Below are 26,200 nucleotides of genomic sequence, written 5' to 3'. Positions count from 1 at the left end.
TCGCCGCGAACCGGACCACGAGACGCGATCAGGAGACGACGAGCTCGCCGTCCGCCCCCAGCCGCACGACGACGCGCCGAGCCCACGCGGGGTCGGTCACCGGGAAGTCGGACCGGAAGTGCCCGCCGCGGCTCTCGGTCCGGCGCAGCGCCGCCTCGGTGAGCGCCGACGCGACCTGGTGCACGTTGGTGGTCTCCCACTCGGCGGTCTGCGGCTCGGCGACGACGTCACCCTCGTCGGCCGCGTCGAGGACGGCGGCGAGGTGGGTGCGGGCACCCAGCAGCCCGCGCTCGTCACGCAGGACGCCGGGCCCGGCGGTGGCGATCGCCTGGACGCGCGAGCGGGCCGCGGCGGGCACGAGGCCGGGCGCGCCGGCACGCTCGACGGGGTCGCGCTGGACCAGCTCGCCGGCGGCCAGGCGGCTCGCGGCGTCGCGCGCGGCGCGGGCGGCGAAGACGAGCCCCTCGAGGAGCGAGTTCGACGCGAGCCTGTTGGCGCCGTGGACCCCGGTGCACGCGACCTCGCCCACGGCGTAGAGGCCCGGCACGTCGGAGCGTCCGTCCAGGTCGGTGACGACCCCGCCCGAGTGGTAGTGCTGCGCGGGCGCGACGGGGACCGGCTCCTCGGTCCAGTCGATGCCGGCCTCGACGAGGCGTGCGGTGATGGTCGGGAAGCGCCGAGCCAGGAAATCCGGCCCCCGGTCGCGTCCGAGCCCCCGCGCGTCGAGCAGGACGTGGTCGGAGCCGGTGGCGGCCATCTGCCTGACGATCGCGTGCGCGACGACGTCGCGCGGCGCGAGCTCCGCCATCGGGTGGACGGCGGGCATGAACCGGGCGCCGAGCTCGTCGAGCAGCACGGCGCCCTCGCCGCGGACGGCCTCGGAGATCAGGGGCAGCTGCCCCTTGGCGCCGGACCCGAGCCACAGCACGGTGGGATGGAACTGCACGAACTCGAGGTCGCCGACGCTCGCGCCCGCGCGCAGGGCGGCGGCGATCCCGTCGCCGGTCGCGGCGGGCGGGTTCGTGGACGAGCGGAAGACCTGGCCGATGCCCCCGGTCGCGAGCACGACGGCGGGCGCGAGGACGGCGCCGACCCCGTCGCGCGAGCCGGCGCCGCGGACGTGGAGGGTGACCCCGCAGGCCGGGGCGACGCCGTCGGGCCCGGGAGCTGCTGTGAGCACGTCGAGGACGAGCGCGTTCTCGATCACCTCGATGCCCGGGTCGTTCCGGACGGCGTCGAGCTGCGCGACGAGCGCGCGGGAGATCTCCGCGCCGGTCGCGTCGCCGCCCGCGTGGGCGATCCGGTCGGCGTGGTGGCCGCCCTCGCGGCCGAGGGCGATGCCGCCGTCCCCGTCGGTGTCGAACACGGCGCCGCGCGCGACGAGCTCCCTGACGCGGTCCGGACCCTCGGTGACGAGGACCTCGACGGCGTCCGGGTGGCAGAGCCCGCCACCCGCGGCGAGCGTGTCGGCGAGGTGGGCGGCGGGCGAGTCGGCCGGGTCGAGCGCCGCGGCGATGCCGCCCTGCGCCCACACCGTCGAGCCCGACGACAGCGCGCCCTTGGTCACCAGGATGACGCGCGGCACACGCGCGCGGAGCTCGAGCGCCGCGGTGAGCCCGGCGATGCCGCTGCCGACGACGACGACGTCCGCGGACGCCGTCCAGCCCGGCTCCGGCGCCCGGAGCCGCCGGTGGAGGCGCGCCACTACCAGGCGGCCAGTGCGTCGTCGCCGGCGAGGGGCGCGCCCTGGGAGCGGGTGCCGAGGACGCCCGCGGCGCCCTGGACCTCCTCGAACGGCACCCCGCTCGGCTCGAGCCCGTACCCGCCGGGCACCTGGCCGGGGTCGTCGCCGACCTCCACGATCCGGTTGCGCTCGTCCACGAAGACGACGTTCGGCACGAAGGTGCGGGCCTCGTCGTCGGCGAGGGTGCCGTAGGCGATGACGATGACGAGGTCGCCGGGCTTGATGAGGTGCGCGGCGGCGCCGTTGATGCACATCTCGCCGCTGCCCCGCTCGCCCGGGATCACGTACGTGGTGAGCCGGTGGCCGTTGGCGACGTCGACGACGTCGACCTGCTGGCCGGGCAGGAGGTCGGCGGCGTCGAGCAGGTCGGAGTCGACGGTGAGGGAACCCACGTAGTGCAGGTCCGCCTGGGTCACGGTCGCCCGGTGGATCTTGGCGATCATCATCGGACGCCGGAGCGTGGTCGCACGCTCGTGCGGGCGTCGGGTCACGGCGGTTGCCTCCGGGAGAGAAGTGGACCGGGTGCCGGCGGGGCACCCGGGGCGCACGCGTGCTAGGCGAGCCGGACCGTGGTGTTGTCGATCAACCTGGTCGAGCCGACACGTGCCGCCACCAGCAACAACGCCGGGCCCGACGCATCGCTTCCGGCGAGCGTCAGGTCCTCCACGGTAACCGGGTCGACGAGCGCGAGGTAATCGACGACGACGCCCTCCGCGTCGTTGAGGACGCCCGCAGCGGCGGTGACGACCTCGGTCGGCGTGCCCCCCGCGGCGGCTGCGGCGGCCGACGCCCGGAGCGCCGCGCTCAGCGAGAGCGCCCGCGCGCGCTCGTCGTCGGTGAGGTACGCGTTCCGGGAGGACCGGGCGAGGCCGTCGGGCTCACGGACGATCGGCACCCCGACGATCTCGGTGCGGACGTCCAGGTCCCGCACCATGCGGCGGACCAGGAGGAGCTGCTGCGCGTCCTTCTCGCCGAAGACGGCGACGTCGGGTCGGACCAGGTGGAGGAGCTTGAGGACGACCGTGAGCATGCCGTCGAAGTGCCCGGGCCGGGCCGCGCCCTCGAGGATCGTGCCGAGCTGCCCGGCGCTGACGCGGACGAGCGCGTCGCCGTCGGGGTACATCTCCTCCAGGCTCGGGGCGAACACGACGTCGACGCCCTCGGGCGTGAGCAACCTCACGTCGCCGTCGACGTCGCGCGGGTAGCGGTCGAAGTCCTCGCCGGGGCCGAACTGCAGCGGGTTCACGAAGTCCGTCACGACGACCTGGCCGGACGCGCCGACCACCTCGCGCGCCCGCCGGACGAGCGTCAGGTGCCCCTCGTGGAGCGCCCCCATCGTCATGACGACGGCGCGGCGGGGCCGGGCGGGGCCGCCCCCCGGTCCGCGGGCGGCGTCGAAGGGCGCGAGGGCGTCGTCGAGGTCGGCGACGGTCTGGACGACGAGCGGGCTGGTCATGCGTCGGTCTCCGATCCGGGTGGGGCGTCGGGCGGGCCCGCGGCGGGCTCGCTGCCGGCGAGCGCGTCGAGCAGCTCGGCCGCCTGGCGTTCGTCGATGCGCCCCGCGGCGAGCGCACGGGCCGTGGCGCCGCGCGCGAGCACGCGGTACGACGGCGGGAGGTCGGGCGCGCCCGCGGCCTGCGCGTCGAGGACCTCGAGGTGGGCGCGGACGGTGCCGACGTCGCCCCGCGAGACGGGGCCGGTGAGCGCGCCGATCGCCGCGGCGCCCGGCGCGTTCAGCCCCACCCCGACGGCGCCGTCGACGTCGGCGTAGCGCAGGGCGCCGTCGAGCGCGGCGCCGAGCAACGGCCCGAGCGCACGGCCCGGCCGTTCGACGCCGGCGGCGGCGAGCGCCTGCGCGGCCTGCGCCACGAGCACGACGAGATGGTTCGAGCCGTGCGCGAGCGCCGCGTGGTAGAGCGGGCGGGCGTCCTCGGCGACGACCGCGGGCTCACCGCCCAGCTCGACGACGAGCGCCTGCGCGATCGGCAGCACGGGGGCTGCCGCGGTGACCGCGAACGTCGTGCCCTCGAGGCGCGACAGGTCGAGCGACGTGCCGGTGAACGTCATCGCGGGGTGGATGGCGAGCGGGATGGCCCCGGCCGCACGCGCCGGCTCGAGGACCCGCACGCCCTGGCTCCCCGCCGTGTGGACGACGAGCTGGCCCTGCTGCCACGCGCCCACGTCGGCCAGGCCGCGGACGAGGGGCGCGAGCTCGTCGTCGGGCACCGTCAGCAGCACCAGCTCGGCGCGGCGCACGACCTCGGGCACGTCGAGCACGGGGACGCCCGGCAGCATCACGTCGATGCGCTCGCGGCTGGCCTCCGAGACGCCGCTCGCGCCCACGACGGCGTGCCCGACGGAGCGCAGCGCGCTGCCCAGCACGGCGCCCACGCGGCCCGCCCCGACGACGCCCACCCCGAGGCGCGCCGGCGCGCCGCCCGCGGTCATGCCTGCTGCTCCGGCCGCCGGAGCCAGCGCTCGGAGAGGTCGTGGGAGCGGGCCTCTCGGGCACGGACCGACTGCTCGTCGAGGAGCACCCGCGCGTCGTGCGCGTCGAGGTGCGGCACCTCGGGGTGCACGGAGCCGGGCGTCGAGTGGAGGACGAACGAGGCGAGCCCGAGGCGGCGCTGGAGCGGCCCCTGCTCGAGCCCGAGCGACTGGGTGCGCTCGTGCGGAACCACGACGAGCCGCCGGCGCACGCGCCCGCTGCGTGCGAGCACGGCCCGCGCGGTCACGGCGTAGCCGTTGCGCCGCCACCCGACCGGGTCGAGCCAGCGCGACCGCCGCGGCGCCACGGTGAAGGCGTCGCTCGGCCCGGCGCCGTCGAGGGCCTCGCCGAGCAGCGCGAGCGGGTCGGGCGTCCCGAGGTCGGGCAGCACGAGCCACAGCGCCGTGGTGGCCTCCGCGCGCGAGCCCACCGGCAGCAGCACCGTGGTCGGCGCCTTCGCGTTGGCGTCCCGGCCGTAGCCCGCGACGTTGACGTGGACGCGCCACCAGCCGAGCCGCCGCCACAGGAACGGCTGCACCAGCTCGACGGCCTGGACGCGGCCCGGCGGGATCGTCTGCGCGCGGGTCTCGGTGAGCCCGTGGCGCAGCCGGATGCCGTCGGGCGACGTCGCGGCCCGGAACGCGAACGACCGGTTGAAGCGGCCGAACAGCGCGGAGCCGAAGCCGATCACGACCGGTAGGAAGCTGAACAGGACGGCCGGGGTGCGGGCGGCGATCGCGGCGACGGCCGCGGCGGCGACGAGCAGCACGAACACCCACGCCTCGACCGACAGCGCGGTCGAGGCGACGAGCCGGCCGGACGGCACCTCGAACAGCGGCTGCTCGGGCGCCTCGAGCGCGTGCACGGCCGCCGCCGGCGCGACGGGCGTCGGTGCGACCGGGGCCGACGTGTCGGCGCCCGGGGTGCCGAGCGCGGGGGCGGCCTGAGGTGCCGGAGCGGGAGCCCCGCCCGTCCCGGCGGCGACCGCCGGTCCCGCCCCGCCCGACGACGGCGCCCCGACGCCCGCGGCACGCGCGAGCAGGTCCGCCCGCAGCTCCTGCGCGGTCCGCTCCGTGAGGTACCCGATCGAGACGCCCGAGCCGTCGCCGCCCGCCACCTCGACCTTGACCTCGGCGAGCCCGAAGATCCGCGCGGCGAGAGGCTGCCGGACCTCGATCGCCTGGATCCGGTCGAGCCGGGCCTTGCGGTGCTGCTTGACGAGGACGCCCGAGCGCATGTGGACGGCGTCGGGGTCGATCGCGTAGGCGGTCACGCGCCACGCGAGCCACGACCAGGTTCCCGCGACCACCACGATCACGGCCACGCCGAGCACCACCCAGGCGAGGTGACGCAGCGCGAACCGGGCGCCGTCGCCCCCGCCCTGCTCCGCCGTCGAGCGCAGGAGCCCGACCACCACGACGACGAGGACGAGCCAGCCCTTGACGAGCGGGGTCACCGGGTGGACCCGCCGCCACTCGAGGGCCGGCGGGGCGCCCACGTCGCTGGGCGGGCCCGCGGGCGCAGAACCGATCGTGCCGCCGGTCACAGCCCGGCCAGCCGCGCCTCGCCGCGCGCGGCGAGCTGGTCGCGCAGACGCTCCGCGACCTCCGCGGGCAGCCCGTCGATGCTGGCGTCGGTGCCGGCGGACGCGGTGTGGAGCTGCAGGGACGCGAGGCCGAGCGCGCGCGTGAGCGGGCCCCGCTCCACGTCCAGGTACTGCAGCCGGCCGTACGGCACGACGACGAGCGTGCGGAACATGATGCCCTTGCGGATCAGGAGGTCGTCCGCCCGCTCGGCGTAGCCGATCGCGTGCACCTGGCGCGGCACGAGCCACAGGAGCCACAGCGCGAGGAGCACGAAGAAGGCCGGGAACGCCCACACCCACGCGGCGCCGGTCAAGAGCGCGACGACCGCACCGGCCACGGCGAGCAGGCCCACCGTGCTGAGCGCGACCAGGAGACGCGCGGTGACGAGCTTCCCGGACACGCGCGACCACTCGAGCCCCGGCGGGTCGAACGGGTCGATACCCGTGGGGGCGGCTGAGGCGCGGACGTCCGCGTGGTCGTCGGTCACGGGGCCATCCTCCCATCCCGGCCGCACACGCTCAGGCTCGCGCGTCCATCTCCGGCGACCCGGGCGGCGTGCGGCCCTCGCGCTCCTTGCCCTCGTCGTCGGACGGCGGCAGCTGGCAGAACCGCTCCACGAGCACCCCGACGACGCACAGCGCCGCGGACGCGCCGACCGCCCACAACGCCGCCAGACCATGGGTCCGGCGCGCGTCGACGTCGAGGTCGCCCAGGACGACGAGCACCTGCGCCAGGTACCACCCCACGAGCAGCGCGCCCGTGACGGCTGCGGCCTTGCCCAGCACGTAGGTGCGGGCCGCGCGCAGGGCGTCCAGGTCCGGACGACGGCCGCGCTGGTACGCCCGCACCGTCCAGCCGGCCCAGAACACGGCCCCTGCCAGCAGGAGCAGCGCGACGTCCACGACCCAGGGCACGTCCGAGAGGTACGTGCCGCGCGACTCCAGGAGCCAGAGCACGAGCCACCCGACGAGCGCCGCGGCGACCGCGAGCTCGACGAGCCACCGGATCGGGGTGCGCCTCATCGCGTCGGCGGCTCCTCGGTCGTCGGGGGGAACAGCGGCGCGGCCGGGCGGGCGGCGTCGGCGGGCGCCCCGAGCTCGGGTGCCCGCAGCTGGAGCGGCGCGGACGCGAGCGGCCCGGGCTCGGGGGGCGTCGCGGGAGCCCCGCCGTGCGCGGGCGCCGCGCCCTGCTGCCGGGGCGCCTCGACCGGCGGGTGGGCGGGCTCGACGGCGCGTGTCCCGCCGCTGACGGGCGGGAACGAGAGCGGCACGCCGGTGAGCAGGCCGCCCGCGGGCTCGTGAGCCGAGGACGGGAGGGGCGCCGTGGACGAGGGCGGGACGGCCGCCTGGGGGCGAGACGGCAGGCCCGGCGCAGGTGCGGGCGCCACCGTCGCCGGCTCGCCGGCGCCCGGGGCGGGGGGCCACAGGTCGCCCGACACGGTCGGCTGCTGCCCGCCCCGGGCCGGCCCTGGCGCGGGCACGGACGTCGGGGGGACGACGCGACCTACGACGCCGGTCGACGTGCGGGCGAAGCGGGCCGCCTCGGGCTGCCCGACCTCCGCGTGCGAGGACGGGAACGTGGACGTCCCCGTTCCCGACGGCCCGGTGAAGGGGTCCGCCGACGGCGCGACGAACGGGTCTCCGGCGGGACGCACCAGCGTGTCCCCGCCGAGGGGGAAGCGGTCGCGCTCCGGGCTCGGGGCGAGCACGTCGTCGAACGCCGCCGTAGCGGCGTCCGAGGGGCCGTCACCGGTCCGGTGCCCGGTGTCGTCGCGGCTCGGATCGGGCAGCTCGGCCGGGGGCGTCGCCGTGGGGGCCACGGTGGGGGCCGACGGTGCGAGCGGGTCGGCGACACCCTCCGGTTCCGCAGGCGCGGGGCCGCCGACGGCGAAGGCCGCGGGTCCGTCGGGTGCCGGCCGGTCGTCCGTGCGCTGGTCGTCGGTGGGCCGGGCCGGGACCAGAGGCAGCGGCGGAGCGTCGGCGGGCGACGCCTGCCCCGGCGTCGCTCCGGACAGCAGCGCGTCGAACGACTCGGCGGGCGGCGCCGACTGCGGGGGCACGACGGGTGCGGGCGCACCCGCCGGCGACCCGTGCTGCTCGACGGGCTGCGCGCCTGTGCCGGGGTGCGCCGGCGCGGGGTTCCCCGCGAGGGGCGCGGGACCGGCGTCGGGCAGGCCGACGGGCGCCCCCGCCGACGCGGGCGCTGCGGGTGCGGGCGGTGCCGGCTCAGGGAACGGCGCGAGCCGCTCCGGGGCGACGGGCGCAGGTCCCGTCCCGGTCGCGACGGTGGACTCGGGGTGCTGCTCGGGGGCCGGTGCCTGCGCGTGGTCGCGCTCGTGGTCGCCGAGCCAGTCGAGCGCGAGCCAGCGGATCCCCGCACGGTCCGGCGCGGTGGCCGCGAGCTGCGCGACCGGACCGCCGCCGAGGCCGGGCAGGACGGCGTCGGGCTGGACCTGCGACCACGGCTCGAGGACGAACGCGCGCTCGTGCGCCCGAGGGTGCGGCAGCTCGAGGTCCTCGGCGACGTCGGTGAGCGTGCCGTAGACGACGATGTCGACGTCGAGCGTCCGGGGACCCCAGCGCTCCTCGCGGACGCGGCCGAAGCTGTGCTCGATGTCCTGGCAGGCGTGCAGCAGCTCGCGCGCCGACATCGCGGTGCGCGCGACGACGACGGCGTTGAGGAAGTCGTCCTGCTCCACGCCGCCCACGGGGGCGGTGCGCGCCAGCGGCGAGACGTCGACGACCTCGATGCCCCCGATCGCGTCGAGCGCGCTGATCGCGTCGCGGAGCGTCTGCTGCGGGTCGCCGACGTTCGAGCCGAGCGCGAGCACGACGTCGACGGGCGACGCGGGGATCTCGTCCATGCGGTCGTGGTCGCGCAGGGCCACCGTGAGGTCGGCATGGTCCTCGTCGTCGGGCCCGGGCTCCGGCTCGTCCTGCTCGCCGGCGCCCGCGGGCTCCGCCTCCGCCGTCGTCGGCTCGAACGGGGCCGCCGCGAACGCGCCCGCGGCGAGCGGGTGGGCATCGGGGACGGGGACGTCCGGCAGGGCGACCGGCGGGACGATCACGATCGACTCCGACGTCGCGTCCGGCGCGACGCCCGCGGCCGCCACGGCGACGTCGCCCGGCGGGATCGCCGGCGGCAGCGCGGCCTCGGGCGCCGCAGGTACCTCCGGCACGGCGGCGGCGAACGGCTCGAGCGGAACCGGCACGACCGGCGGGCGGGTCCGCGAACGCCGGACGGCGACCGCGACGTCGTCGAACGGCACCGTGATGGGTGCCTGGGGCTTGTGGAGGGTCACGTCCACGGCGACGGCCGCGGGCTCCGCCAGGACGACCGCCGCGATGCGCTCCGCGACCGTCTCGATGAGGTCGGCGGGCGAGGAGCTCAGCACCGCCGTCACCCGCTCGGCCAGCTCGCCGTAGTGGACGGTGCGGGCGAGGGCGTCGCCGACGGCCGCGGCGCGGGTGTCCAGGTGGACGACGACGTCCGCCACGAACTCCTGCCCGTGGACGCGCTCGTGCTCGAAGACCCCGTGGTGCCCGGTGGCCCGCAGGCCGACGAGCCGGATCTGGTCGAGCACCTCGCCCTCGTCGTCGTGCACGGGTCCGTTCCCTGGCAGCGTCACGATGGTCGTCCTTCCTGCTGTGCCCCTGGCAGCGCTCCCCCGCGTGATCCGGAGGACGCCGCACGGGATGCTCTCACGTCCTGCCATCGCTCGACCACTCGCACCGCGTCCGCGGACGGCCCCACGTCGTGGACGCGGACCGCCCACGCGCCCTGCGCGGCGCACAGCGTCGTGATCGCGGCGGTGGCGGCGTCGCGCTCCGTCGGGGGCACCGGGTCCACGCCCGGGCGGGCCAGCAGGTGGCCGAGGAACCGCTTGCGGCTCGCACCGACGAGGACGGGGCGGCCCAGCTCCTGGAGCGCGTCGAGGTGCGCGAGGAGCGGCCAGTTGTCGACGCCCGGCTTCGCGAATCCCAGGCCCGGGTCGAGCACCACCTGGCGCGGGTCGACACCCGCCGTGACCAGCGCGTCGAGCCGCGCCGCGAGCTCGTCACGGACCTCGCGGACGACGTCGTCGTAGCGGGCGTTCGCGTCCATGACGTCGGCGTGGCCGCGCCAGTGCATCGCGACGTAGACGGCTCCCGAGCCGGCGACGACGCGCGGCATGTCGGGGTCGGCGAGCCCGCCCGAGACGTCGTTGACGATCCGCGCCCCGGCCTCGAGCGCGCGGGCGGCGACGCGCGCGCGGGTCGTGTCGACGCTCACCGTCGCGCCCGCACCCGACAGCGCCTCGATCACGGGCAGGACGCGCCGGAGCTCCTCCGCCTCGTCGACGCGCACGGCGCCGGGACGGGTCGACTCGCCCCCCACGTCGAGCAGGTCCGCGCCGTCCGCGAGGAGCTCGCGGCCGTGGGCGACCGCGGCGTCGGGCTCGAACCACTCCCCGCCGTCCGAGAACGAGTCGGGAGTCACGTTGACGACGCCGAGCACGAGCGTGCGGTCCAGCGCCGTCAGCGACGCCGGCAGCGGGAGACGCGCGGTGCCCGGGTGGAGCACTAGCGCCCCAGGATGAGGCTCATCGCCTCGGCGCGGGTCGCGCCGTCGCGCATCTGCCCCCGCACCGCGGAGGTGACGGTGCGCGCGCCGGGCTTGCGGACCCCGCGCATCGACATGCACAGGTGCTCGCACTCGAAGACGACGATCGCGCCGAGCGGCTCCAGGTGCGTCACGAGCGCGTCGGCGACCTGCGACGTGAGGCGCTCCTGGACCTGGGGGCGCTTCGCGTAGACGTCGACGAGCCGGGCGAGCTTGCTCAGCCCGGTGACCCGTCCGTCGCGCGGGATGTACCCGACGTGCGCGACCCCGTGGAAGGGCACGAGGTGGTGCTCGCAGGTCGAGTACACCTCGATGTCCTTGACGAGGACCATCTCCTCGTGGCCGATGTCGAAGGTCGTGGCGAGCACGTCCGCGGGGTCCTGGCGCAGGCCGGAGAAGATCTCGCGGTACGCGCGGGCGACCCGCGCCGGCGTGTCCTGGAGACCGTCGCGCTCCGGGTCCTCGCCCACCGCGAGCAGCAGCTCGCGCACGGCGGCCTCCGCGCGCGCGACGTCGAACGCGCCGTCGTGCGTCACCCTCAGCCCTCCGTGGGGTGCGACGGGTCACCCGAGCCGGGCTGCACCGTCGGCGGGGCCGGCGGCACGAAGCCCGCGGTGTCGCCGACGCGCTGGCCCTCGGGGACCTCGCCGACCGGCTGGGCCGGGTGCTCGCGCTGGGCGCCCGCGGCCTCGTCCTCGGGGATCACGTGGCCGTTCCCGAGCGCCTTCTTCTCGGCGTCGGTCAGCACCGGCCCGTCGGGCGACACGGCGCGCTGCTCGCTCGACAGCCAGACCTCGCGCGGGGACCTCTTGACGACCGGCGAGAAGACCTCGCCGAGCTCGTTCTGGTTGAGGGTCTCCTTGTCGAGGAGGCGCAGCACGAGGTCGTCGAGGACGCCGCGGTACTCGACGAGCACCGACCACGCCTCGTCGTGCGCCTGCTCGACGAGCTTGCGCACCTCCTCGTCGATGACCCCGGCGACCTCCTCGGAGTAGTCGCGCTGGTGGCCCATGTCGCGGCCGAGGAACGGCTCGCCCTGGGCCTGGCCGAGCTTGATCGCGCCGACGCGCTCGCTCATGCCGTACTCGGTGACCATCTTGCGCGCGATCGCGGTCGCCTTCTCGATGTCGTTGCTCGCGCCCGTGGTCGGGTCGTGGAACACGATCTCCTCCGCGACGCGGCCGCCCATCGCGTAGGCGAGCTGGTCGAGCAGCTCGTTGCGCGTCGTGGAGTACTTGTCCTCCATCGGCATGACCATCGTGTAGCCGAGCGCGCGACCACGCGGAAGGATCGTGACCTTCGTGACCGGGTCCGTGTAGCGCATCGCGGCCGCGACGAGAGCGTGGCCGCCCTCGTGGTACGCCGTGATCTTCTGCTCCTTGATGTTCATCACGCGCGTGCGCTTCTGCGGCCCCGCGACGACGCGGTCGATGGCCTCGTCGAGCGCGCGGTCGTCGATGAGCTGGGCGCCGGAGCGGGCGGTGAGCAGCGCGGCCTCGTTGAGCACGTTCGCGAGGTCGGCGCCCGTGAAGCCGGGCGTGCGCCGGGCGACGACGGCGAGGTCGATCTCGGGGACCATCGGCTTGCCCTGAGCGTGCACGCGGAGGATCGCCTCGCGGCCCTTGAGGTCCGGAGCCTCGACGGCGACCTGGCGGTCGAAGCGGCCCGGGCGCAGCAGCGCGGGGTCGAGGATGTCGGGCCGGTTGGTCGCGGCGATGAGGATGACGTTCGTCTTGACGTCGAAGCCGTCCATCTCGACGAGGAGCTGGTTCAGCGTCTGCTCGCGCTCGTCGTGGCCGCCGCCCATGCCGGCGCCGCGGTGGCGCCCCACGGCGTCGATCTCGTCGACGAAGATGATCGCGGGGGCGTTCTGCTTGGCCTGGTCGAACAGGTCGCGGACGCGGCTCGCGCCGACGCCGACGAACATCTCGACGAAGTCCGAGCCGGAGATCGAGTAGAAGGGCACGCCCGCCTCGCCGGCGACGGCGCGCGCGAGCAGCGTCTTACCGGTCCCGGGAGGCCCGTACAGCAGGACGCCCTTGGGGATCTTCGCGCCCACGGCCTGGAACTTGGCCGGGTCCGCGAGGAACTCCTTGATCTCCTGGAGCTCCTCGACCGCCTCGTCCTCGCCCGCGACGTCGGCGAACGTGACCTGCGGCATGTCCTTGGTGATGAGCTTGGCCCGGGACTTCCCGAAGCCCATGACGCGCGACCCGCCGCCCTGCATGCGGGACATCAGGAACCAGAAGATCAGGCCGATGATCACGAACGGGATCACGAGCGAGAGCAGCGACGACCAGAACGAGGCCTGCGCGATCTGCGAGTCGTAGCCCTTGGGCGGGTCGGCCTTGACGACGTCGTCCACGATCTGCGTGCCCTGCGGCTCCACGTAGTAGAACTGCACGCTCTTGCCGTAGTTCTTGCCGTCGGCCTCGAAGTCGGACTTGAGGTCGAGCTGGACGCGCTGGTCGCCGTCGACGATCAGGGCCTTGTCGACCTTGCCCTCGTTGAGCAGCTCGATGCCCTGGTACGTGTCGATCCGCTCGACCTTAGGCCGCGCCAGGACGCTGAACGCCGCCCAGAGCACGATCAGGGCCACGACCACCCAGATGATCGGGCCGCTGAAGATTCGCTTCATGTTCATAGGTGCCGGGGCTGTGCCCCCGTCCCTCCGCTCGCACTCGTCTGCAGCGAAACTACACGTTCGCGCTGAGTGGACCCGGGGCTGTTCGCCCAGGGCACAGAGCGCCGGCGACGCGCGCCCCGGACCTGCCCGGCACGGTCACGCGCCGGGTGCGGGACGCGCACCGTTCGCTCACCCCCCGTACACGTGCGGGGCCAGCGTGCCGACGAACGGCAGGTTGCGGTACTTCTCGGCATAGTCGAGCCCGTAGCCGACGACGAACTCCGTCGCGATGTCGAAGCCGACGTAGCGCACGTCGACGTCGACCTTGGCCGCCTCGGGCTTGCGGAGCATGGTCGCGATCTCGACCGACTTCGGCCCCCGGCTGCGCAGGTTCGACTTGAGCCACGACAGGGTGAGACCCGAGTCGATGATGTCCTCGACGATGAGCACGTTGCGGCCCGTGAGGTCGGAGTCCAGGTCCTTGAGGATCCGCACCACGCCCGACGACTTGGTGCCCGAGCCGTACGACGACACGGCCATCCAGTCCATCTCGACGCTGTGGTGGAGGCGGCGCGCCAGGTCCGCCATCACCATGACGGCGCCCTTGAGCACCCCGACGAGCAGGAGGTCCTGCCCGCGGTAGTCCTCGTCGATCTGGGCCGCCAGCTCGTCCAGCCGGGTCTGGAGCTGCTCCTCGGACAGCAGCACGCTCGACAGGTCGGCCGCGACGTCGGATCGGTCCACGACAGCTCCTCAGGGTCTCGGTGTTCGGGGGTGCCGGCCGCAGGTCAGGGACCAGGCGCCGGCCGCGACCCGACAGGCGGGTCCGGGGCGGCGCCCGCGGCGCGCAGCACAAGCCTGCCACACTCGCGCGACCCGAGGACGGGGCCCGGCAGGTGGACGGGCCCCTGCCCGTGCCACCGGACGACGAGCGCGTCGAGGGCCGCGACGTGCGCCGCGGTCAGCGCGCCCGCGGGCGAGCCGGCGCGGGTCGCCGCGAGCCGCAGCGCCCGCGTCCGCAGCGCGCCGGGCGCCGTCGCGAGCGGTCCGACGTCGACCACCACCGGCGGGGACGCCACGTCACCGTCGGCGAACAAGGCGTCACCGTCGGCGAGGGAGCGGGCGAGGAGGTCGGCGGCCAGCGCGTCGAGCACGTCGGCGTCGTCGCGCAGCTGCGCGGCCGTGCGCGCGAGCGCGGCGGGGACACCGGGTCCGAGGACCCGCTCGAGCTCCGGCAGCAGCTCGGTGCGCACGCGTGAGCGCAGCGGCAACGGCGTCCCTGCGCCCGGGGCGTCGTCGAACGGCACCGCACCCGCGGGCCCGCCCGGACGCGCGGGCCCGTTCGTCGGGTCGTGCCACCACGCCAGCCCGACGGCGCGGCACACGGCCTCCGTGTCGGCCCGCCGCAGGCCCAGGAAGGGCCGGCGCAGCACGCCCCGGACGGGCGCCATGCCGGCCAGCGACCGGGCGCCGGAGCCGCGGGCGAGCCCGAGCAGCACCGTCTCGGCCTGGTCGTCGAGCGTGTGTGCGAGCAGCACGGCGGCGGCCCCGTGCTCGCGTGCCGCCGCCTCGAGCGCCTCGTACCGCGCGTCGCGGGCCGCCGCCTCGGGCCCGCCGGCTCCCCCGCCTCGGCTCACGACGACGCCGCGCACCTCCACCGGCTCGAGCCCCAGCCCGCGGCACGCGCCGGCGGCGGAGGCGGCGACGTCGTCGGAGCCGGGCTGCAGGCCGTGGTCGACGACGACCGCGCCGGCGCGGAGACCGGCCCGCGGCGCGACGAACCCGGCGGTGGCGGCGAGGGCGAGCGAGTCGGCGCCGCCGGAGCAGGCCACGAGGACGAGCGCGCCGCGCGGCAGGTCGGCCAGCGCCCCGCGTAGGGCCACGCGCGCGGCAGCCTCGGACGGCGTCGGGCCTGCCATGCGTCCGCCTCAGCCGTGCACGCGCCGCACCCAGGCGCGGGGGTCGGCGATCTCGCGGGCGGTGGGCAGCGTGTCCGGCGACGTCCAGACGGCGTTGAGCCCGTCCTGCCCGACGCGTTCGGTGACGGCGCGGACGAACGCGGCGCCGTCGCGGTACTGGGCGATCTTGGCGTCCATCCCGAGGAGGCGGCGCAGGACCTGGTCGGCGCGGGTGCCGCCGGCGTCGCGGCGGGCCTCGAACCGGGCGCGGATGTGCGCGACGCTCGGCACGAGCGCGGGCCCGACCGCGTCCATCGCGACGTCCGCGTGGCCCTCGAGCAGGGCCATGACGGCGGTCACGTCGGCGAGGCGCTCCTTCTGGTCGGCGTCGACGATGCCGGTGAGCAGCGACTGACCCTCACCCCGCACGGCCGCGAGGACGGCCCGGCCGACCGTGCTCAGCTTGTCCCGGACGCGCGCCTCGGAGAAGTCCTTGGACGAGCGCGCGACGTCCGCGATCAGCGCCCGCGCGCGGCCGGCGAGGTGCTCGGCGAGCCACGGGGACGACGCGAACTGCAGCGCGTGCGTCTGCTCGTGCAGGCACACCCACAGGCGGAAGTCGGCGGGGTCGACGCCGAGCTGACGCTCGACGCCGAGGACGTTCGGGGCGACGAGGAGCAGCCGGCCCGTGCCGCCCGGTCGGCTGTACGGGTCGAACTGGCCGAGCACGCGGCTCGACAGGAGGGCGAGCGTCGCGCCGACCTGCGCTCCCCCGACGAGCGCGGCGACGGGCTGCGCGTCGTCGAGGAGGTCGTCGAGCGCGCCGCGCGTCATGTGGTCCATGACCTCGGTGTTGGCGCGCGCCCAGCGGACGCGGTCCACGACGTAGACGTCGCTGAGCGCCGACGCCCGGTCGGCGGGCGCGAGGCCCGTGACCTCCTCGACCGGGGCGACGGCGCGGGCAGCCGCGTCGCGCAGGCCCGCGACGAGGAGGTCGAGGTCGGCGCGTGCGGCGACGGGGCCGGGACGCGCGAGCCGGCCGGCGACCGCGGCCGCGGCGTTCCAGTCGACGAGGCTCACGCCTCGGGGCGGCAGGTCGGGGCTCATCGACTCACCCTAGCGACGACGCCTGGGCCCCCGGGGTGTGCGCGAGACCTACGAGCAGCCGCACGACGCGATCGTCGACACGAACGCGTCGAGCGCGGCCCGCGGCCCCCACTGCCCGGCGGCGCCGGTCTTGTCGGCCATGACGACGAACAGCAGCTCGCGCCCGTCGTGCGTCACGAGCGTCCCGGCGAGCGAGGTGACGCCGTTGAGGCTGCCGGTCTTGGCACGGACCATCCCGCGGGCGTCGCCGTCGAGGAACCGGTCGGACAGCGTCCCGCGCAGCCCGGAGATGGGCAGCATCCCGACGATGCCGGTGAGCTCGGGGTGGTCGTCGGAGGTGATCACCGCGAGGAGCTCGTCGAGCTGGCGCGGGCTGAGGCGGGAGCCGTCGCCGAGCCCGGAGCAGTCGGCGAGCCGCGCGCCCGCGAGGTCGACGCCGAGCCGCGAGACCGACGCGAGCACGGCCTTCGTGGCGCCGTCGAAGCTCGCGGGGAGCCCCCCGGCGTCGGCGACGAGGCGGCCGAGGCCCTCGGTGATCGTGTTGTCGGACATCTCGAGCGCGTAGGCGACGACGTCACGCACGGACGCGGACTCGACGCGTCCGAGCTCGGCGCCGTGCGCGGGCGCCTCACCGCGCGCGACCGCCTGGACCTTCACGCCCTTCTTGGCGAGCGCGGCGGCGAGGACGTCGGCGGCGTTCATGGCCGGGTCGGCGTAGCGGTGCGCGTACTCGTCGTCGGTCATCCGGCCCTCGTCCACGGCGAGCGGCGTGATGCGCGCGACGTACCCCTCGCTGAGGAAGCCGGGGTCCCAGGTGGGGCTCGCGGACGGGCCGGTGAAGAGGGTGTCGTCGAGCAGCAGCCGCACGCTGGTGCGGCCCTGGAGCTCGAGCGCGTCGGCCACCTGGGTGGCGAGGTCGCCCAGCCCGGCACGGCCGTCCACCTTCGAGGCGGACCCCTTGCCCGCCGCGAGGAGCTGGTCGCCGCCGCCGACGAGCACGATCGTGCTGCCCGGGCCCTGCACGACCGTCGTCGGGAGCGTCGACGCGGGGTCGAGCTCGGTGAGCGCCGCGACGCCCGTGAGGAGCTTCTGGGTGGACGCCGGCACGTAGGTGCTGCCCGCCCCGGACGCCGCGAGCACGTCGCCGGTCAGCCGGTCGGTGACCTGGACCCCCACGTGGGAGCCGAGCTGCCCGCCGTGCACCAGCGTCGACGTCGCCGCCGCCACGGCCGCCGACGACGGCGCGGGCGCGTCCTGCGCCAGGCTCGCCGCGGGCTTCGGCGCGGCGAGGGCGTCGGCCCCGGGCGCCGTCGGGAAGGGGGCCGGCGGGGTCGGCTCCGGGGATGTCGTGAGGACGCCGGGCACGACGTCGTGCGCGTCGGCGACGGCGTACCCGCCGCCGAGCACGACCGCCGCCGCGACGACGATCGACGTCACGCGAAGCGCGCGTCCCATGCGGTCCCCTCTCGGTGCGACCCGGCGCGGAGCCGGGCCTGTGACACGTTGCACACGCCTGCGACCCGTTTCGGCCGGGTGCGGGAAGCCTCCCAGGCCGGTTGGGCGTACGTGCGCATGACACACTAGAGCCCGACTCTCACGGCACGGAGGAGAACAGTGGAGTTCGACGTCACGATCGAGATCCCCAAGGGTCAGCGCAACAAGTACGAGGTGGACCACGCGACGGGCCGCATCCGGCTCGACCGCATGCTGTTCACGTCGACGCGCTATCCCGACGACTACGGCTTCATCGAGGGCACCCTCGGCGAGGACGGGGACCCGCTGGACGCTCTCGTGCTGCTCGAGGAGCCGACGTTCCCGGGCTGCCTGATCCGCTGCCGCGCGCTCGGCATGTTCCGCATGCGCGACGAGGCGGGGGGCGACGACAAGGTCCTGTGCGTCCCGACCGGCGACCAGCGCGCCGCGTGGCGCCAGGACATCGACGACGTGTCGGACTACCACCGTCTCGAGATCCAGCACTTCTTCGAGGTCTACAAGGACCTCGAGCCCGGCAAGTCCGTCGAGGGCGCGCACTGGGTGGGCCGCACCGAGGCCGAGGCCGAGGTCGTGCGCTCGTTCCAGCGCGCCAAGGACACCGGCTACTACGAGCACAACGCGCAGACGCAGGGCCTGCCCGGCCACTGACCGCGCTCGCCGGACGCACGTCCGGCCCGACGGCGCCGCACCCACCCGGGTGCGGCGCCGTCGTCGTCCCGGGTCCACGCCCGCGCCGTCACCTCGCCTGCGCGCCCGTGCCGCGCCGTCGTCGAGCAAGAACCCTCGCCGCCGACCAAGCAGCGATCACCCGCTTGCTCGACCCCGGACCTTCTTGCTCGGCACGTGAACGACCCCGCCCTGCGCCGAGTACGAGGGACACGTGGCGCCGCGGGACCCCCGGGGAACCGGGCACCCACGGAGGTGGGACGACGGCGAAGACCGCGGCCACACCCCCGAACCGCCCGCCCCAGCCACGACCGGCAACCGGGATCAGCGCGACCGGTGGACCTCGACGCGCGCGCTCACCTGGTAGTGGTCCGACGGCGCCTTCTTGCTGTTCGTCACGTGCACCCGGTACGACGTCGCGACGACCTTCGCGTTCATGAGCACGTGGTCGATGGGCTTGCCGTTCGAGCGCGCGCCCGTGAAGTCGTGGAACGACCCGTAGCCACCGTCGGTGGCGCTGCGCGCGGTGAGGTCGGCGGTCGTGAAGCCGTGCGCCGCGAGGACGTCGAGGGGCGTGGTCGACGCGCGGCCCGGGTAGGAGTTGTAGTCGCCCGTGAGCACGACGGGCTCGCCGCTGTGCCGGTACTTCGCGACGAGCCGCACGAGCCCTGCGGCCTGGGTCGCCCGTGCGCGCTCCGCCGCGGCCGACGCCGACGAGTGACCGCTCAGGTAGGCGCTGAGATGGGCGTTGACGACGAGCACCGTCTGGTGGCTGCGCCGGTCCTTCAGCTCGACCCACGTCGCGTAGCGCGCGTTGATCCCCTTCGTGCCCTTGGCGGAGATCTTCTGGTACCCGCAGTGCACGACCGTGAGCTCCCCCGGCGCGTAGAGCACGGGCTGGTTCTTCGTGGTGCACGGCTTCGAGCTGTGCGGGTGCTTCGCGACCTTGAGGTGCGCGGCCTTCGCGACGACGCTCACGGGACGGGTCCCGCCGACCTTGCCCCAGGCCGTCTCCTGCAGCCCCGCGATGCCGACGCCGCGGAGCTGCTTGCCGGACAGCGCGAACCGCTTCTTCCAGGACCGGCCGGCGTCGTCGCCGAACTGGGTGCGCAGCAGGTTGTAGGTGGCGACGGTCGTGGTGAACGCGACCGGGGTGCGCGCGTTCCCGGCGAGCACCGTCGCGATGCGCGGCTTGGACGCGTGCCGCACGAGTCCCCACCGGTCGGCGACGACGCGGACGTAGAAGATCTGCCGCAGGTGCATCGCCTTGGGCCGGACGCCGTCGAGCGTCACGCTGGTGTGCGTGGTCCGCACGACCGTCCGCTGCGCCGACGACTTCGACGCGGCGAACGTCACGGTGTACCGCGTCGCGTTCTTCACCGGCTTCCACGACACCTTGACGGTCGAGGCGGACAGCGGACGCACCGTCGGGGCACCGGGCGTACCGAGCGCCTTGAGCGGCGTCGAGAAGCCGCGGACGCGGCTGTCGGGGCCGCGCACGACCTGCTCGTCGCCGTCCTGACTCGCGTGCGCCGGCCCGCGGACGGTCCTGAGCAGCACGTAGTAGCGCGCGCCGTCGCGCAGGGCGACGCGGTACTTCGTGCCGTGCACGACGGCGGACGTGTGGAGGACCTTCGTCATCCCCGCGTCGCTCGCCACGACGACCTGGTACCCGGTGGCGCGCGCGGCGGCGCCCCAGCTCACCGTGACGCCGCCGGTGTCGGGCTTCGTGGTGACGTCGGTGACCGGCGACGGCGGCCGGAGCGGGGTGTGCACCGCGAGCGGCGCGGCGGTCGAGCCGGCCAGGCCGTGCCACGTCGAGGTGACGGCGACGTAGAGCTGCTGGTCCTCGGTGATGCCCTGGCCGCCGACGTGGACGTGCGGGTCCGCCGCGGCCGCGCTCCCCGACCACACGACGTGCCGCAGCGCGGGGTCCGTCGCCACCCGGACGAGGTAGCCCGTCGCGCGGTCCCCGACGGGCACCCAGCGCACGTCCGCGCCGTCGAACACGACGTTCGACGCCGCCACCGCAGCGGGTGCAGGCGCGGGGGTGACGGCGTCGCCACGGGACAGGACGAGGACGCCGGCGCCCACGATCGTCGCGAGCACGAGCAGGAGGGCGAGCCGCAGGCGCGGGTGGCGGTGCGGTCGCGCGGGCTCGCGCGGCGCCGGCGGGCGAGCCTCAGGTCCGACGACGCGCGGCGGCTCTGGCGGTGCGGGCGGGGGCGGGGGTGGGAGCAGCGCCGTGCCTGCGGTCCCGGCCGCGGGGGTGAGCGAGACGGCGCCCGCGAGCGCCACGGCCTCGACGTGCACGGCCTCGACCCGCTCGAGCACCAGCACCGTGGTGGTGAGCTCGGTCGTGGCCCCGGCCGCCCTGGCCTCGATCGTGTCGGTCGTCTCCGTCGTCGTCAGTCCGGCGATCCGGCGCATGACGGGCGGGAGGGTCACGCTGCCCGGCGGGGGTGGCGGCTCGGCCACGCGCGGGACGAAGAGGCGGCGCGGCACGACGGGCCGGCGCGGCGGGAGCGGGGGCGGCGGCGGGGGCGTGCGTGGCGGGTCGTCCAGCCCCGGCGCGGGGGCAGGAGTGACGACGACCACCCGGCGAGGGTACGTGTCGCCGGCGGCCCGGCGCAGCCCGCCACGCGTCCACCCAGGGTGCGCGGCGTGTCGCCCGGCGGGTCGGCGCGCACGGGCGGGCCGGTCACGCGCGAGCGACGCCCCAGTCGTCTCACATCGTGGTCTCACTCTGCAAGACGGGGTGGACGGGCGCGAGACGGCGCCGTAGCGTCGCCACCATGTCCCGCCGAATGTGTCGCTGAGAACGCATCGCACGTAGCCGCTCGCCGGCTGCGCCGGTGATCCGTTCCAGCACCCGTTCGTCGCCCAGGGCCGACGCGGACCTCGCTCCGCAGTCCCGCCCACCGGACGCTCCGCACACGGGGGCACTCAGGGCCATCGCCCCGACGGATCGCCACATCCACCCGCCGCACCGTCCACCCCACCCCGGCAGGAGCAGACATGACCGCCACGCCCGAGACCCCCCAGTGGTCCTTCGAGACCCGCCAGATCCACGCCGGCCAGCAGCCCGACCCCACGACGGGCGCCCGCGCGCTGCCGATCTTCCAGACGACGTCGTACGTCTTCCCGTCCGCCGAGACGGCGGCCGCGCGCTTCGCGCTGCAGGAGCTCGGGCCCATCTACACGCGCATCAACAACCCCACGCAGGAGGTCGTCGAGAACCGCATCGCCGACCTCGAGGGTGGCGTCGGCGCGCTGCTCGTCGCGTCCGGTCAGGCCGCGGAGACGCTCGCGATCCTCAACGTCGCCGAGGCGGGCGACCACGTCGTCGCCAGCTCGAGCCTGTACGGCGGTACGTACAACCTGCTCCACTACACGCTCGCCAAGCTGGGCATCGAGACGACGTTCGTCGAGGACCCGCACGACCTGCAGCAGTGGCGCGACGCCGTCCGGCCCAACACCAAGCTGTTCTTCGGCGAGACGATCCCCAACCCGAAGACCGACGTGCTCGACATCGCGGGCGTCGCGGGCGTCGCGCACGAGGCCGGCGTCCCCTTGATCGTCGACAACACCGTCGCCACGCCGTACCTGATCCGCCCGCTCGAGTGGGGCGCGGACGTCGTCGTGCACTCGGCCACGAAGTACCTGGGCGGGCACGGGACCGCCGTGGGCGGCGTGATCGTCGACGGCGGCTCGTTCGACTTCGCCCAGCATCCCGAGCGCTTTCCGAACTACAACACCCCCGACCCGTCGTACAACGGCCTCGTCTACGCGCGGGACCTCGGCGTGGGCGGCATCTTCGGCGTGAACCTGTCCTTCGTCCTCAAGGCGCGCGTCCAGCTCCTGCGCGACCTCGGCACCGCGATCTCACCCTTCAACGCCTTCCTCATCGAGCAGGGCATCGAGACGCTGTCGCTCCGCATCGAGCGGCACGTCGCGAACGCACAGACGGTCGCCGAGTGGCTCGAGCGCCGCGACGACGTCGTCCGGGTTCACTACGCCGGGCTCGAGTCCTCGCCCTGGCACGCCAACGCGCAGAAGTACGCGCCGAAGGGTCCGGGCGCGGTGCTCGCGTTCGAGCTCGACGGCGGTGCCGACGCCGGCAAGGCGTTCGTCTCCGCGCTGCAGCTCCACTCGAACGTCGCGAACATCGGCGACGTCCGCTCCCTCGTGATCCACCCGGCGTCGACGACGCACAGCCAGCTCACGCCCGAGGAGCAGGCGCTCTCGGGGGTCACGCCCGGGCTGGTGCGGCTCGCCGTCGGGATCGAGAACGTCGAGGACATCGTCGCGGACCTCGAGCTCGGGTTCACCGCCGCCAAGGACGCGCTGGGCGCGAACGCGTCGTCGGACGCGCAGGCCTGAGGCCGGGGTTCGATCCGTGGACGCCCGCACCCCCTCCGACTGTCCGGCCGTAGGCTGGACGGCAGTGACCTCCCCCGACCTGACTCCCCTCGATCCCGCGCGCGCACCCGTGGCGCGCGGCCGGTCGGCCGCGTCCCGGCGCGCCTCGCGCGGCGCGGTCCCGGTGACCAGCGCGTGGCGCGTGGGGGACCCGGTCGGACGGCGGCAGTTCGCCGACCTGGCGACGCTGGACCTGGAGGGGGGCGGGCGCCTGCCCGTCACGCTCGCCTACGAGACGTGGGGCGAGCTCAACGAGGCCGGCGACAACGCGGTCCTCGTGCTGCACGCCCTCACGGCCGACTCGCACGTCGTGGGCGAGGCCGGTGACGGGCACCCCACCGCCGGCTGGTGGTCGGAGATGGTGGGCCCCGGCCGCCCGATCGACACCGACCGCTGGTTCGTCGTCGCACCCAACGTGCTCGGCGGCTGCCAGGGCTCGACCGGACCGGCGTCGAACGCGCCCGACGGCCGGCCCTGGGGCTCCCGCTTCCCCGTCGTCACGGTGCGCGACCAGGTCACGGCCGAGATCGACCTCACCCGCGAGCTGGGGATCGGCTCGTGGGCCCTCGTCCTGGGCGCGTCGATGGGCGGGCTGCGCGTGCTCGAGTGGGCGCTCATGGGACCCGAGGCGGGCATCGGCGTCGACGCCGTCACCGTGATCGCGTCGACGGCGCAGTCGTCCGCCGACCAGATCGCCTGGGCACACAGCCAGCTGCTCGCGATCCGCGCGGACCCCAAGTTCCGCGGCGGCGACTACTACGACGCCGAGGACGGCGACGGCCCGCACGTCGGGCTGTCGATCGCCCGGTCGATCGCCCACACGACGTACCGCAGCGCGCCCGAGCTCAACGAGCGCTTCGGGCGCGTGCCGCAGGGCGGCGAGGACCCGCTCCACGGCGGCCGCTACGCCGTGCAGTCGTACCTCGACCACCACGGCGACAAGCTCGCCCGCCGGTTCGACGCCGGCACCTACGTCCGGCTCACCGAGTCGATGCTCACGCACGACCTGGGCCGGGACCGCGGAGGCGTCGAGACCGCGCTCGGTCAGGTCACGGCCCGGGCGCTCGTCGTGGCGGTCGACTCGGACCGACTGTTCCTGCCCGCCGAGTCCGCGCGGATCCAGCGCGGCATCCCGGACGCCGAGCCGTTGCACGTCATCCACTCCGACCACGGCCACGACGGCTTCCTGATCGAGTTCGACCAGCTCGGCCCGATCGTCGCGGAGTTCCTCGGCACGCCGGAACGGGTCGGCTGACCCGGTCCGGTCAGGCCGGGGCGGCGCCCAGCCGATCGCCGGGGACCTCGGCCGGGACCACCTGCGCGAGCTGCTCGGCGACGTGGGCGAGCGCGCCCGGAACGAGCGCGTAGTACGCCCAGCGGCCCCTCTGCTCGCGGGTGAGGAACCCGGCGTCGACCAGGATCTTCAGGTGGTGACTGACCGTCGCCTGCGCGAGGCCGACAGGCCCGGTGAGGTCGCAGACGCACGCCTCACCCCCGTGGTGGGCGCCGACGATCGCCAGCAGGTGGAGTCGCGTCGGATCGCCGAGCGCCTTGAACGTCTGCGCGACCGCGCGGGCCGCCTCCGGGCCGACGCCGTCGGACCCCGGTGCGCAGTCGCAACCGACGCGGACGGCGGGTGCGGTGGGCGCTGGGAACGTGAGGTCGACCTGAGCCATGCTCTCCATCTTGCCACCCATCGAGATCTGTCGATACATTGACTCGCATGATCCATCGACATCGTTCGATGGATGTGTACTCCTTCGATGGGACGGCGAGAGGAACCGCGATGGGCGAGGTCACGAGGTCCGAGCTTCCGGTAGTGGTGATCGGCGGCGGGCCCGTCGGACTGGCGGCCGCAGCGCGCCTGCTGGAGCGGGGGCTGGAACCGCTGATCCTGGAGGCGGGCGACCGGGTGGGCGCGGCTGTGGCGTCGTGGGGCCACGTGCGGCTGTTCTCACCGTGGCGCTACGACGTCGACGACGCGGCCCGGCGCCTTCTGGAGCCCACCGGCTGGGCGGCGCCCGACCCCGACGCCCTGCCGACCGGGGCCGACCTGATCGAGAAGTACCTCGAGCCGCTCGCCGCGACGCCGGCGCTCGCGCCGCGGCTGCGGCTCAGCACACGCGCGCTCGCCGTGGCGCGCGACGGCGCCGACAAGACCCGGTCGCTCGGCCGCGAGCGCCGTGGCTACGTGGTGCGGACCCGCGACGCCGCTGGCCGGGTCGCGGACGTGCGCGCCCGCGCGGTGATCGACGCGTCGGGGACCTTCGGCACGTCGAACCCGCTGGGCGCTTCCGGCCTGGCTGCGGCGGGCGAGGCGGACTCGGCCATGTTCGTGACCGGCGCCCTGCCCGACGTCCTGGGCAGCGACCGCGCGCGCTTCGCCGGCCGCCACACGCTCGTCGTCGGGATGGGGCACTCCGCGGCGAACACGCTGCTCAGCCTCGTCGAGCTGGCCGAGGCCGAGCCGAGCACGCGGATCACGTGGGCGATCCGCGGCGGCTCCGCCCGGCGCCTGTTCGGCGGCGGGACGGACGACGAGCTCCCGGCGCGCGGCCTCCTCGGGACGCGCCTCGAGTCGGCCGTCGACGCCGGGCGCCTCACCCTGGTGACCTGGACGACGATCGAGCGGCTCGTGCCGGGCGCCGAGTCCGTGCGCGTGCTCGGGACCACGCGCGAGGACGTGTTCGACGTCGAGGTCCACGCGATCGTGAACGCGACCGGGTTCCGCCCCGACCTGGAGATGCTGCGCGAGCTGCGCCTCGACCTCGACCCGGTGGTCGAGGCGCCGAGCGCCCTCGCGCCGCTGATCGACCCGAACCAGCACTCGTGCGGCACAGTGCCGCCGCACGGCGAGGCCGTGCTGTCTCACCCGGACGACGGGTTCTACCTGGTCGGGATGAAGTCCTACGGCCGCGCGCCGACCTTCCTGCTCGCGACCGGGTACGAGCAGGTGCGTTCGATCGCGGCGTCCCTGGCCGGCGACCGGGCCGCGGCAGAGCAGGTCGAGCTCGACCTGCCCGCGACCGGGGTGTGCTCGAGCGACCTGGCCCTCGGGACCGAGGGCGGGTCGTGCTGCAGCACGACGCCGGCGGAGCCGCAGCTGGTCCAGCTCGGCCTCGGCGCGCCGGTCGGCGTCGGCTTCGCGACGGGCGTCGCGCACGGGAGGTCCGGTGACCCCGCGGACGCCTGACACACCTGACGGCGTACGGCCTGGACCGGCGCGGTCCAGGCCTTCCGCCAGCCGTGCCTGAAGGAAGGTCAGGACGCGGTGGTGACGGGCGTGACGCCGAGCTCGGCCAGCAGGGTCAGGATCCGGGAGCGGATCTCGTCCCGGATGGGGCGCACGGCCTCGATGCCCTGGCCGGCCGGGTCGTCCAGCTCCCAGTCCTCGTAACGCTTGCCGGGGAAGATCGGGCAGGCGTCCCCGCAGCCCATCGTGATCACGACGTCGGACGCCTTGACGGCATCGGTGGTCAGGATCTTGGGTCGCTCGTCGCGGATGTCGATGCCCTCCTCGAGCATCGCCTCGACGGCGACAGGGTTGATCCGGTCGCCGGGCATGGA

At 75.3% G+C, this 26,200-nt stretch carries 21 protein-coding genes and 1 pseudogene; 4 read left to right on the top strand and 18 right to left on the bottom strand.

Annotated features, from left to right (window positions below; all coding sequences use genetic code 11):
- Positions 1-28: 28 nt before the first annotated feature.
- From ACLQ14_RS17515 to dacB, 15 genes are all read right to left on the bottom strand, one after another.
- A complete protein-coding gene (locus ACLQ14_RS17515; RefSeq protein WP_425815483.1) occupies positions 29-1,711 on the bottom strand; it encodes an L-aspartate oxidase in 1,683 nt (560 codons plus the stop codon).
- Positions 1,705-2,190, bottom strand: a complete 486-nt coding sequence (panD, locus tag ACLQ14_RS17510; RefSeq protein WP_425815481.1) for an aspartate 1-decarboxylase — start codon at positions 2,188-2,190, stop codon at positions 1,705-1,707. Before panD ends, ACLQ14_RS17515 begins: the two co-directional genes overlap by 7 nt.
- Before the next feature lie 107 nt (positions 2,191-2,297).
- Complete coding sequence (panC, locus tag ACLQ14_RS17505; RefSeq protein WP_425815371.1) at positions 2,298-3,200, bottom strand: pantoate--beta-alanine ligase; 903 nt, start codon at positions 3,198-3,200, stop codon at positions 2,298-2,300.
- Positions 3,197-4,192, bottom strand: coding sequence for a Rossmann-like and DUF2520 domain-containing protein (locus ACLQ14_RS17500; RefSeq protein ID WP_425815369.1), 996 nt, complete (start codon positions 4,190-4,192; stop codon positions 3,197-3,199). Before ACLQ14_RS17500 ends, panC begins: the two co-directional genes overlap by 4 nt.
- Entirely contained in the window at positions 4,189-5,688 is a 1,500-nt protein-coding gene (locus ACLQ14_RS17495) for a PH domain-containing protein (RefSeq protein WP_425815367.1), read from the bottom strand. The genes ACLQ14_RS17500 and ACLQ14_RS17495 overlap by 4 nt, the downstream gene beginning before the upstream one ends.
- A gap of 86 nt (positions 5,689-5,774) precedes the next feature.
- Complete coding sequence (locus ACLQ14_RS17490; RefSeq protein ID WP_425815365.1) at positions 5,775-6,305, bottom strand: PH domain-containing protein; 531 nt, start codon at positions 6,303-6,305, stop codon at positions 5,775-5,777.
- Between the two features lie 31 nt (positions 6,306-6,336).
- Positions 6,337-6,840: a DUF3180 domain-containing protein gene (locus ACLQ14_RS17485; RefSeq protein WP_425815363.1), complete on the bottom strand. Its 504-nt coding sequence runs from the start codon at positions 6,838-6,840 to the stop codon at positions 6,337-6,339.
- The gene (gene folK, locus ACLQ14_RS17480) at positions 6,837-9,446 is read right to left on the bottom strand and encodes a 2-amino-4-hydroxy-6-hydroxymethyldihydropteridine diphosphokinase (RefSeq protein ID WP_425815361.1); all 2,610 of its coding nucleotides are present in this window, start codon (positions 9,444-9,446) and stop codon (positions 6,837-6,839) included. Before folK ends, ACLQ14_RS17485 begins: the two co-directional genes overlap by 4 nt.
- The gene (folP, locus tag ACLQ14_RS17475; RefSeq protein WP_425815359.1) at positions 9,443-10,381 is read right to left on the bottom strand and encodes a dihydropteroate synthase; all 939 of its coding nucleotides are present in this window, start codon (positions 10,379-10,381) and stop codon (positions 9,443-9,445) included. Before folP ends, folK begins: the two co-directional genes overlap by 4 nt.
- The gene (gene folE, locus ACLQ14_RS17470; protein ID WP_425815357.1) at positions 10,381-10,956 is read right to left on the bottom strand and encodes a GTP cyclohydrolase I FolE; all 576 of its coding nucleotides are present in this window, start codon (positions 10,954-10,956) and stop codon (positions 10,381-10,383) included. Before folE ends, folP begins: the two co-directional genes overlap by 1 nt.
- Positions 10,957-10,958: 2 nt before the next feature.
- Positions 10,959-13,064 (bottom strand): ATP-dependent zinc metalloprotease FtsH, encoded by a 2,106-nt coding sequence (gene ftsH, locus ACLQ14_RS17465; protein ID WP_425815355.1) that lies wholly within the window; start codon positions 13,062-13,064, stop codon positions 10,959-10,961.
- 171 nt (positions 13,065-13,235) lie between these two features.
- Positions 13,236-13,790 (bottom strand): hypoxanthine phosphoribosyltransferase, encoded by a 555-nt coding sequence (gene hpt, locus ACLQ14_RS17460; protein ID WP_425815353.1) that lies wholly within the window; start codon positions 13,788-13,790, stop codon positions 13,236-13,238.
- Between the two features lie 44 nt (positions 13,791-13,834).
- Positions 13,835-14,965 carry a tRNA lysidine(34) synthetase TilS gene (gene tilS / locus ACLQ14_RS17455; RefSeq protein ID WP_425815351.1) on the bottom strand — a complete coding sequence of 377 codons (1,131 nt, stop codon included), beginning with the start codon at positions 14,963-14,965 and terminating at the stop codon, positions 13,835-13,837.
- Positions 14,966-14,974: 9 nt separating this feature from the next.
- On the bottom strand, positions 14,975-16,051 hold the full coding sequence (locus ACLQ14_RS17450) for a zinc-dependent metalloprotease (protein ID WP_425815349.1): 1,077 nt from the start codon (positions 16,049-16,051) through the stop codon (positions 14,975-14,977).
- A gap of 48 nt (positions 16,052-16,099) precedes the next feature.
- On the bottom strand, positions 16,100-17,506 hold the full coding sequence (dacB, locus tag ACLQ14_RS17445; RefSeq protein ID WP_425815347.1) for a D-alanyl-D-alanine carboxypeptidase/D-alanyl-D-alanine endopeptidase: 1,407 nt from the start codon (positions 17,504-17,506) through the stop codon (positions 16,100-16,102).
- A gap of 159 nt (positions 17,507-17,665) precedes the next feature.
- Between dacB and ACLQ14_RS17440 the strand changes: the two genes are divergently transcribed.
- Positions 17,666-18,193 (top strand): inorganic diphosphatase, encoded by a 528-nt coding sequence (locus ACLQ14_RS17440; protein WP_425815345.1) that lies wholly within the window; start codon positions 17,666-17,668, stop codon positions 18,191-18,193.
- A gap of 342 nt (positions 18,194-18,535) precedes the next feature.
- Here ACLQ14_RS17440 and ACLQ14_RS17435 read toward each other — a convergent pair whose 3' ends face one another.
- Positions 18,536-20,809, bottom strand: coding sequence for an endonuclease/exonuclease/phosphatase family protein (locus tag ACLQ14_RS17435; RefSeq protein ID WP_425815343.1), 2,274 nt, complete (start codon positions 20,807-20,809; stop codon positions 18,536-18,538).
- Positions 20,810-21,229: 420 nt separating this feature from the next.
- Between ACLQ14_RS17435 and ACLQ14_RS17430 the strand changes: the two genes are divergently transcribed.
- Positions 21,230-22,594 (top strand): bifunctional o-acetylhomoserine/o-acetylserine sulfhydrylase, encoded by a 1,365-nt coding sequence (locus tag ACLQ14_RS17430; protein WP_425815341.1) that lies wholly within the window; start codon positions 21,230-21,232, stop codon positions 22,592-22,594.
- Positions 22,595-22,658: 64 nt separating this feature from the next.
- The gene (gene metX, locus ACLQ14_RS17425; RefSeq protein WP_425815339.1) at positions 22,659-23,888 is read left to right on the top strand and encodes a homoserine O-acetyltransferase MetX; all 1,230 of its coding nucleotides are present in this window, start codon (positions 22,659-22,661) and stop codon (positions 23,886-23,888) included.
- Positions 23,889-23,898: 10 nt separating this feature from the next.
- Here the strand turns inward: metX and ACLQ14_RS17420 are convergent, their stop codons facing one another.
- Entirely contained in the window at positions 23,899-24,309 is a 411-nt protein-coding gene (locus tag ACLQ14_RS17420) for an ArsR/SmtB family transcription factor (protein ID WP_425815337.1), read from the bottom strand.
- Positions 24,310-24,419: 110 nt separating this feature from the next.
- On the opposite strand from ACLQ14_RS17420, the gene ACLQ14_RS17415 reads away from it, so the two are divergent.
- Positions 24,420-25,826 carry an FAD-dependent oxidoreductase gene (locus tag ACLQ14_RS17415; RefSeq protein ID WP_425815335.1) on the top strand — a complete coding sequence of 469 codons (1,407 nt, stop codon included), beginning with the start codon at positions 24,420-24,422 and terminating at the stop codon, positions 25,824-25,826.
- A gap of 68 nt (positions 25,827-25,894) precedes the next feature.
- Here the strand turns inward: ACLQ14_RS17415 and ACLQ14_RS17410 are convergent.
- Positions 25,895-26,200, bottom strand: a pseudogene (locus tag ACLQ14_RS17410) (phosphotyrosine protein phosphatase); the annotation flags it as partial.

The sequence above is a fragment of the Luteimicrobium sp. DT211 genome (genome assembly GCF_049844995.1).
Classification (GTDB): Bacteria; Actinomycetota; Actinomycetes; order Actinomycetales; family Cellulomonadaceae; genus Luteimicrobium.
Note: the sequence above shows the minus strand (reverse complement) of the source record. Positions and strands in the feature narration are given on the sequence as shown.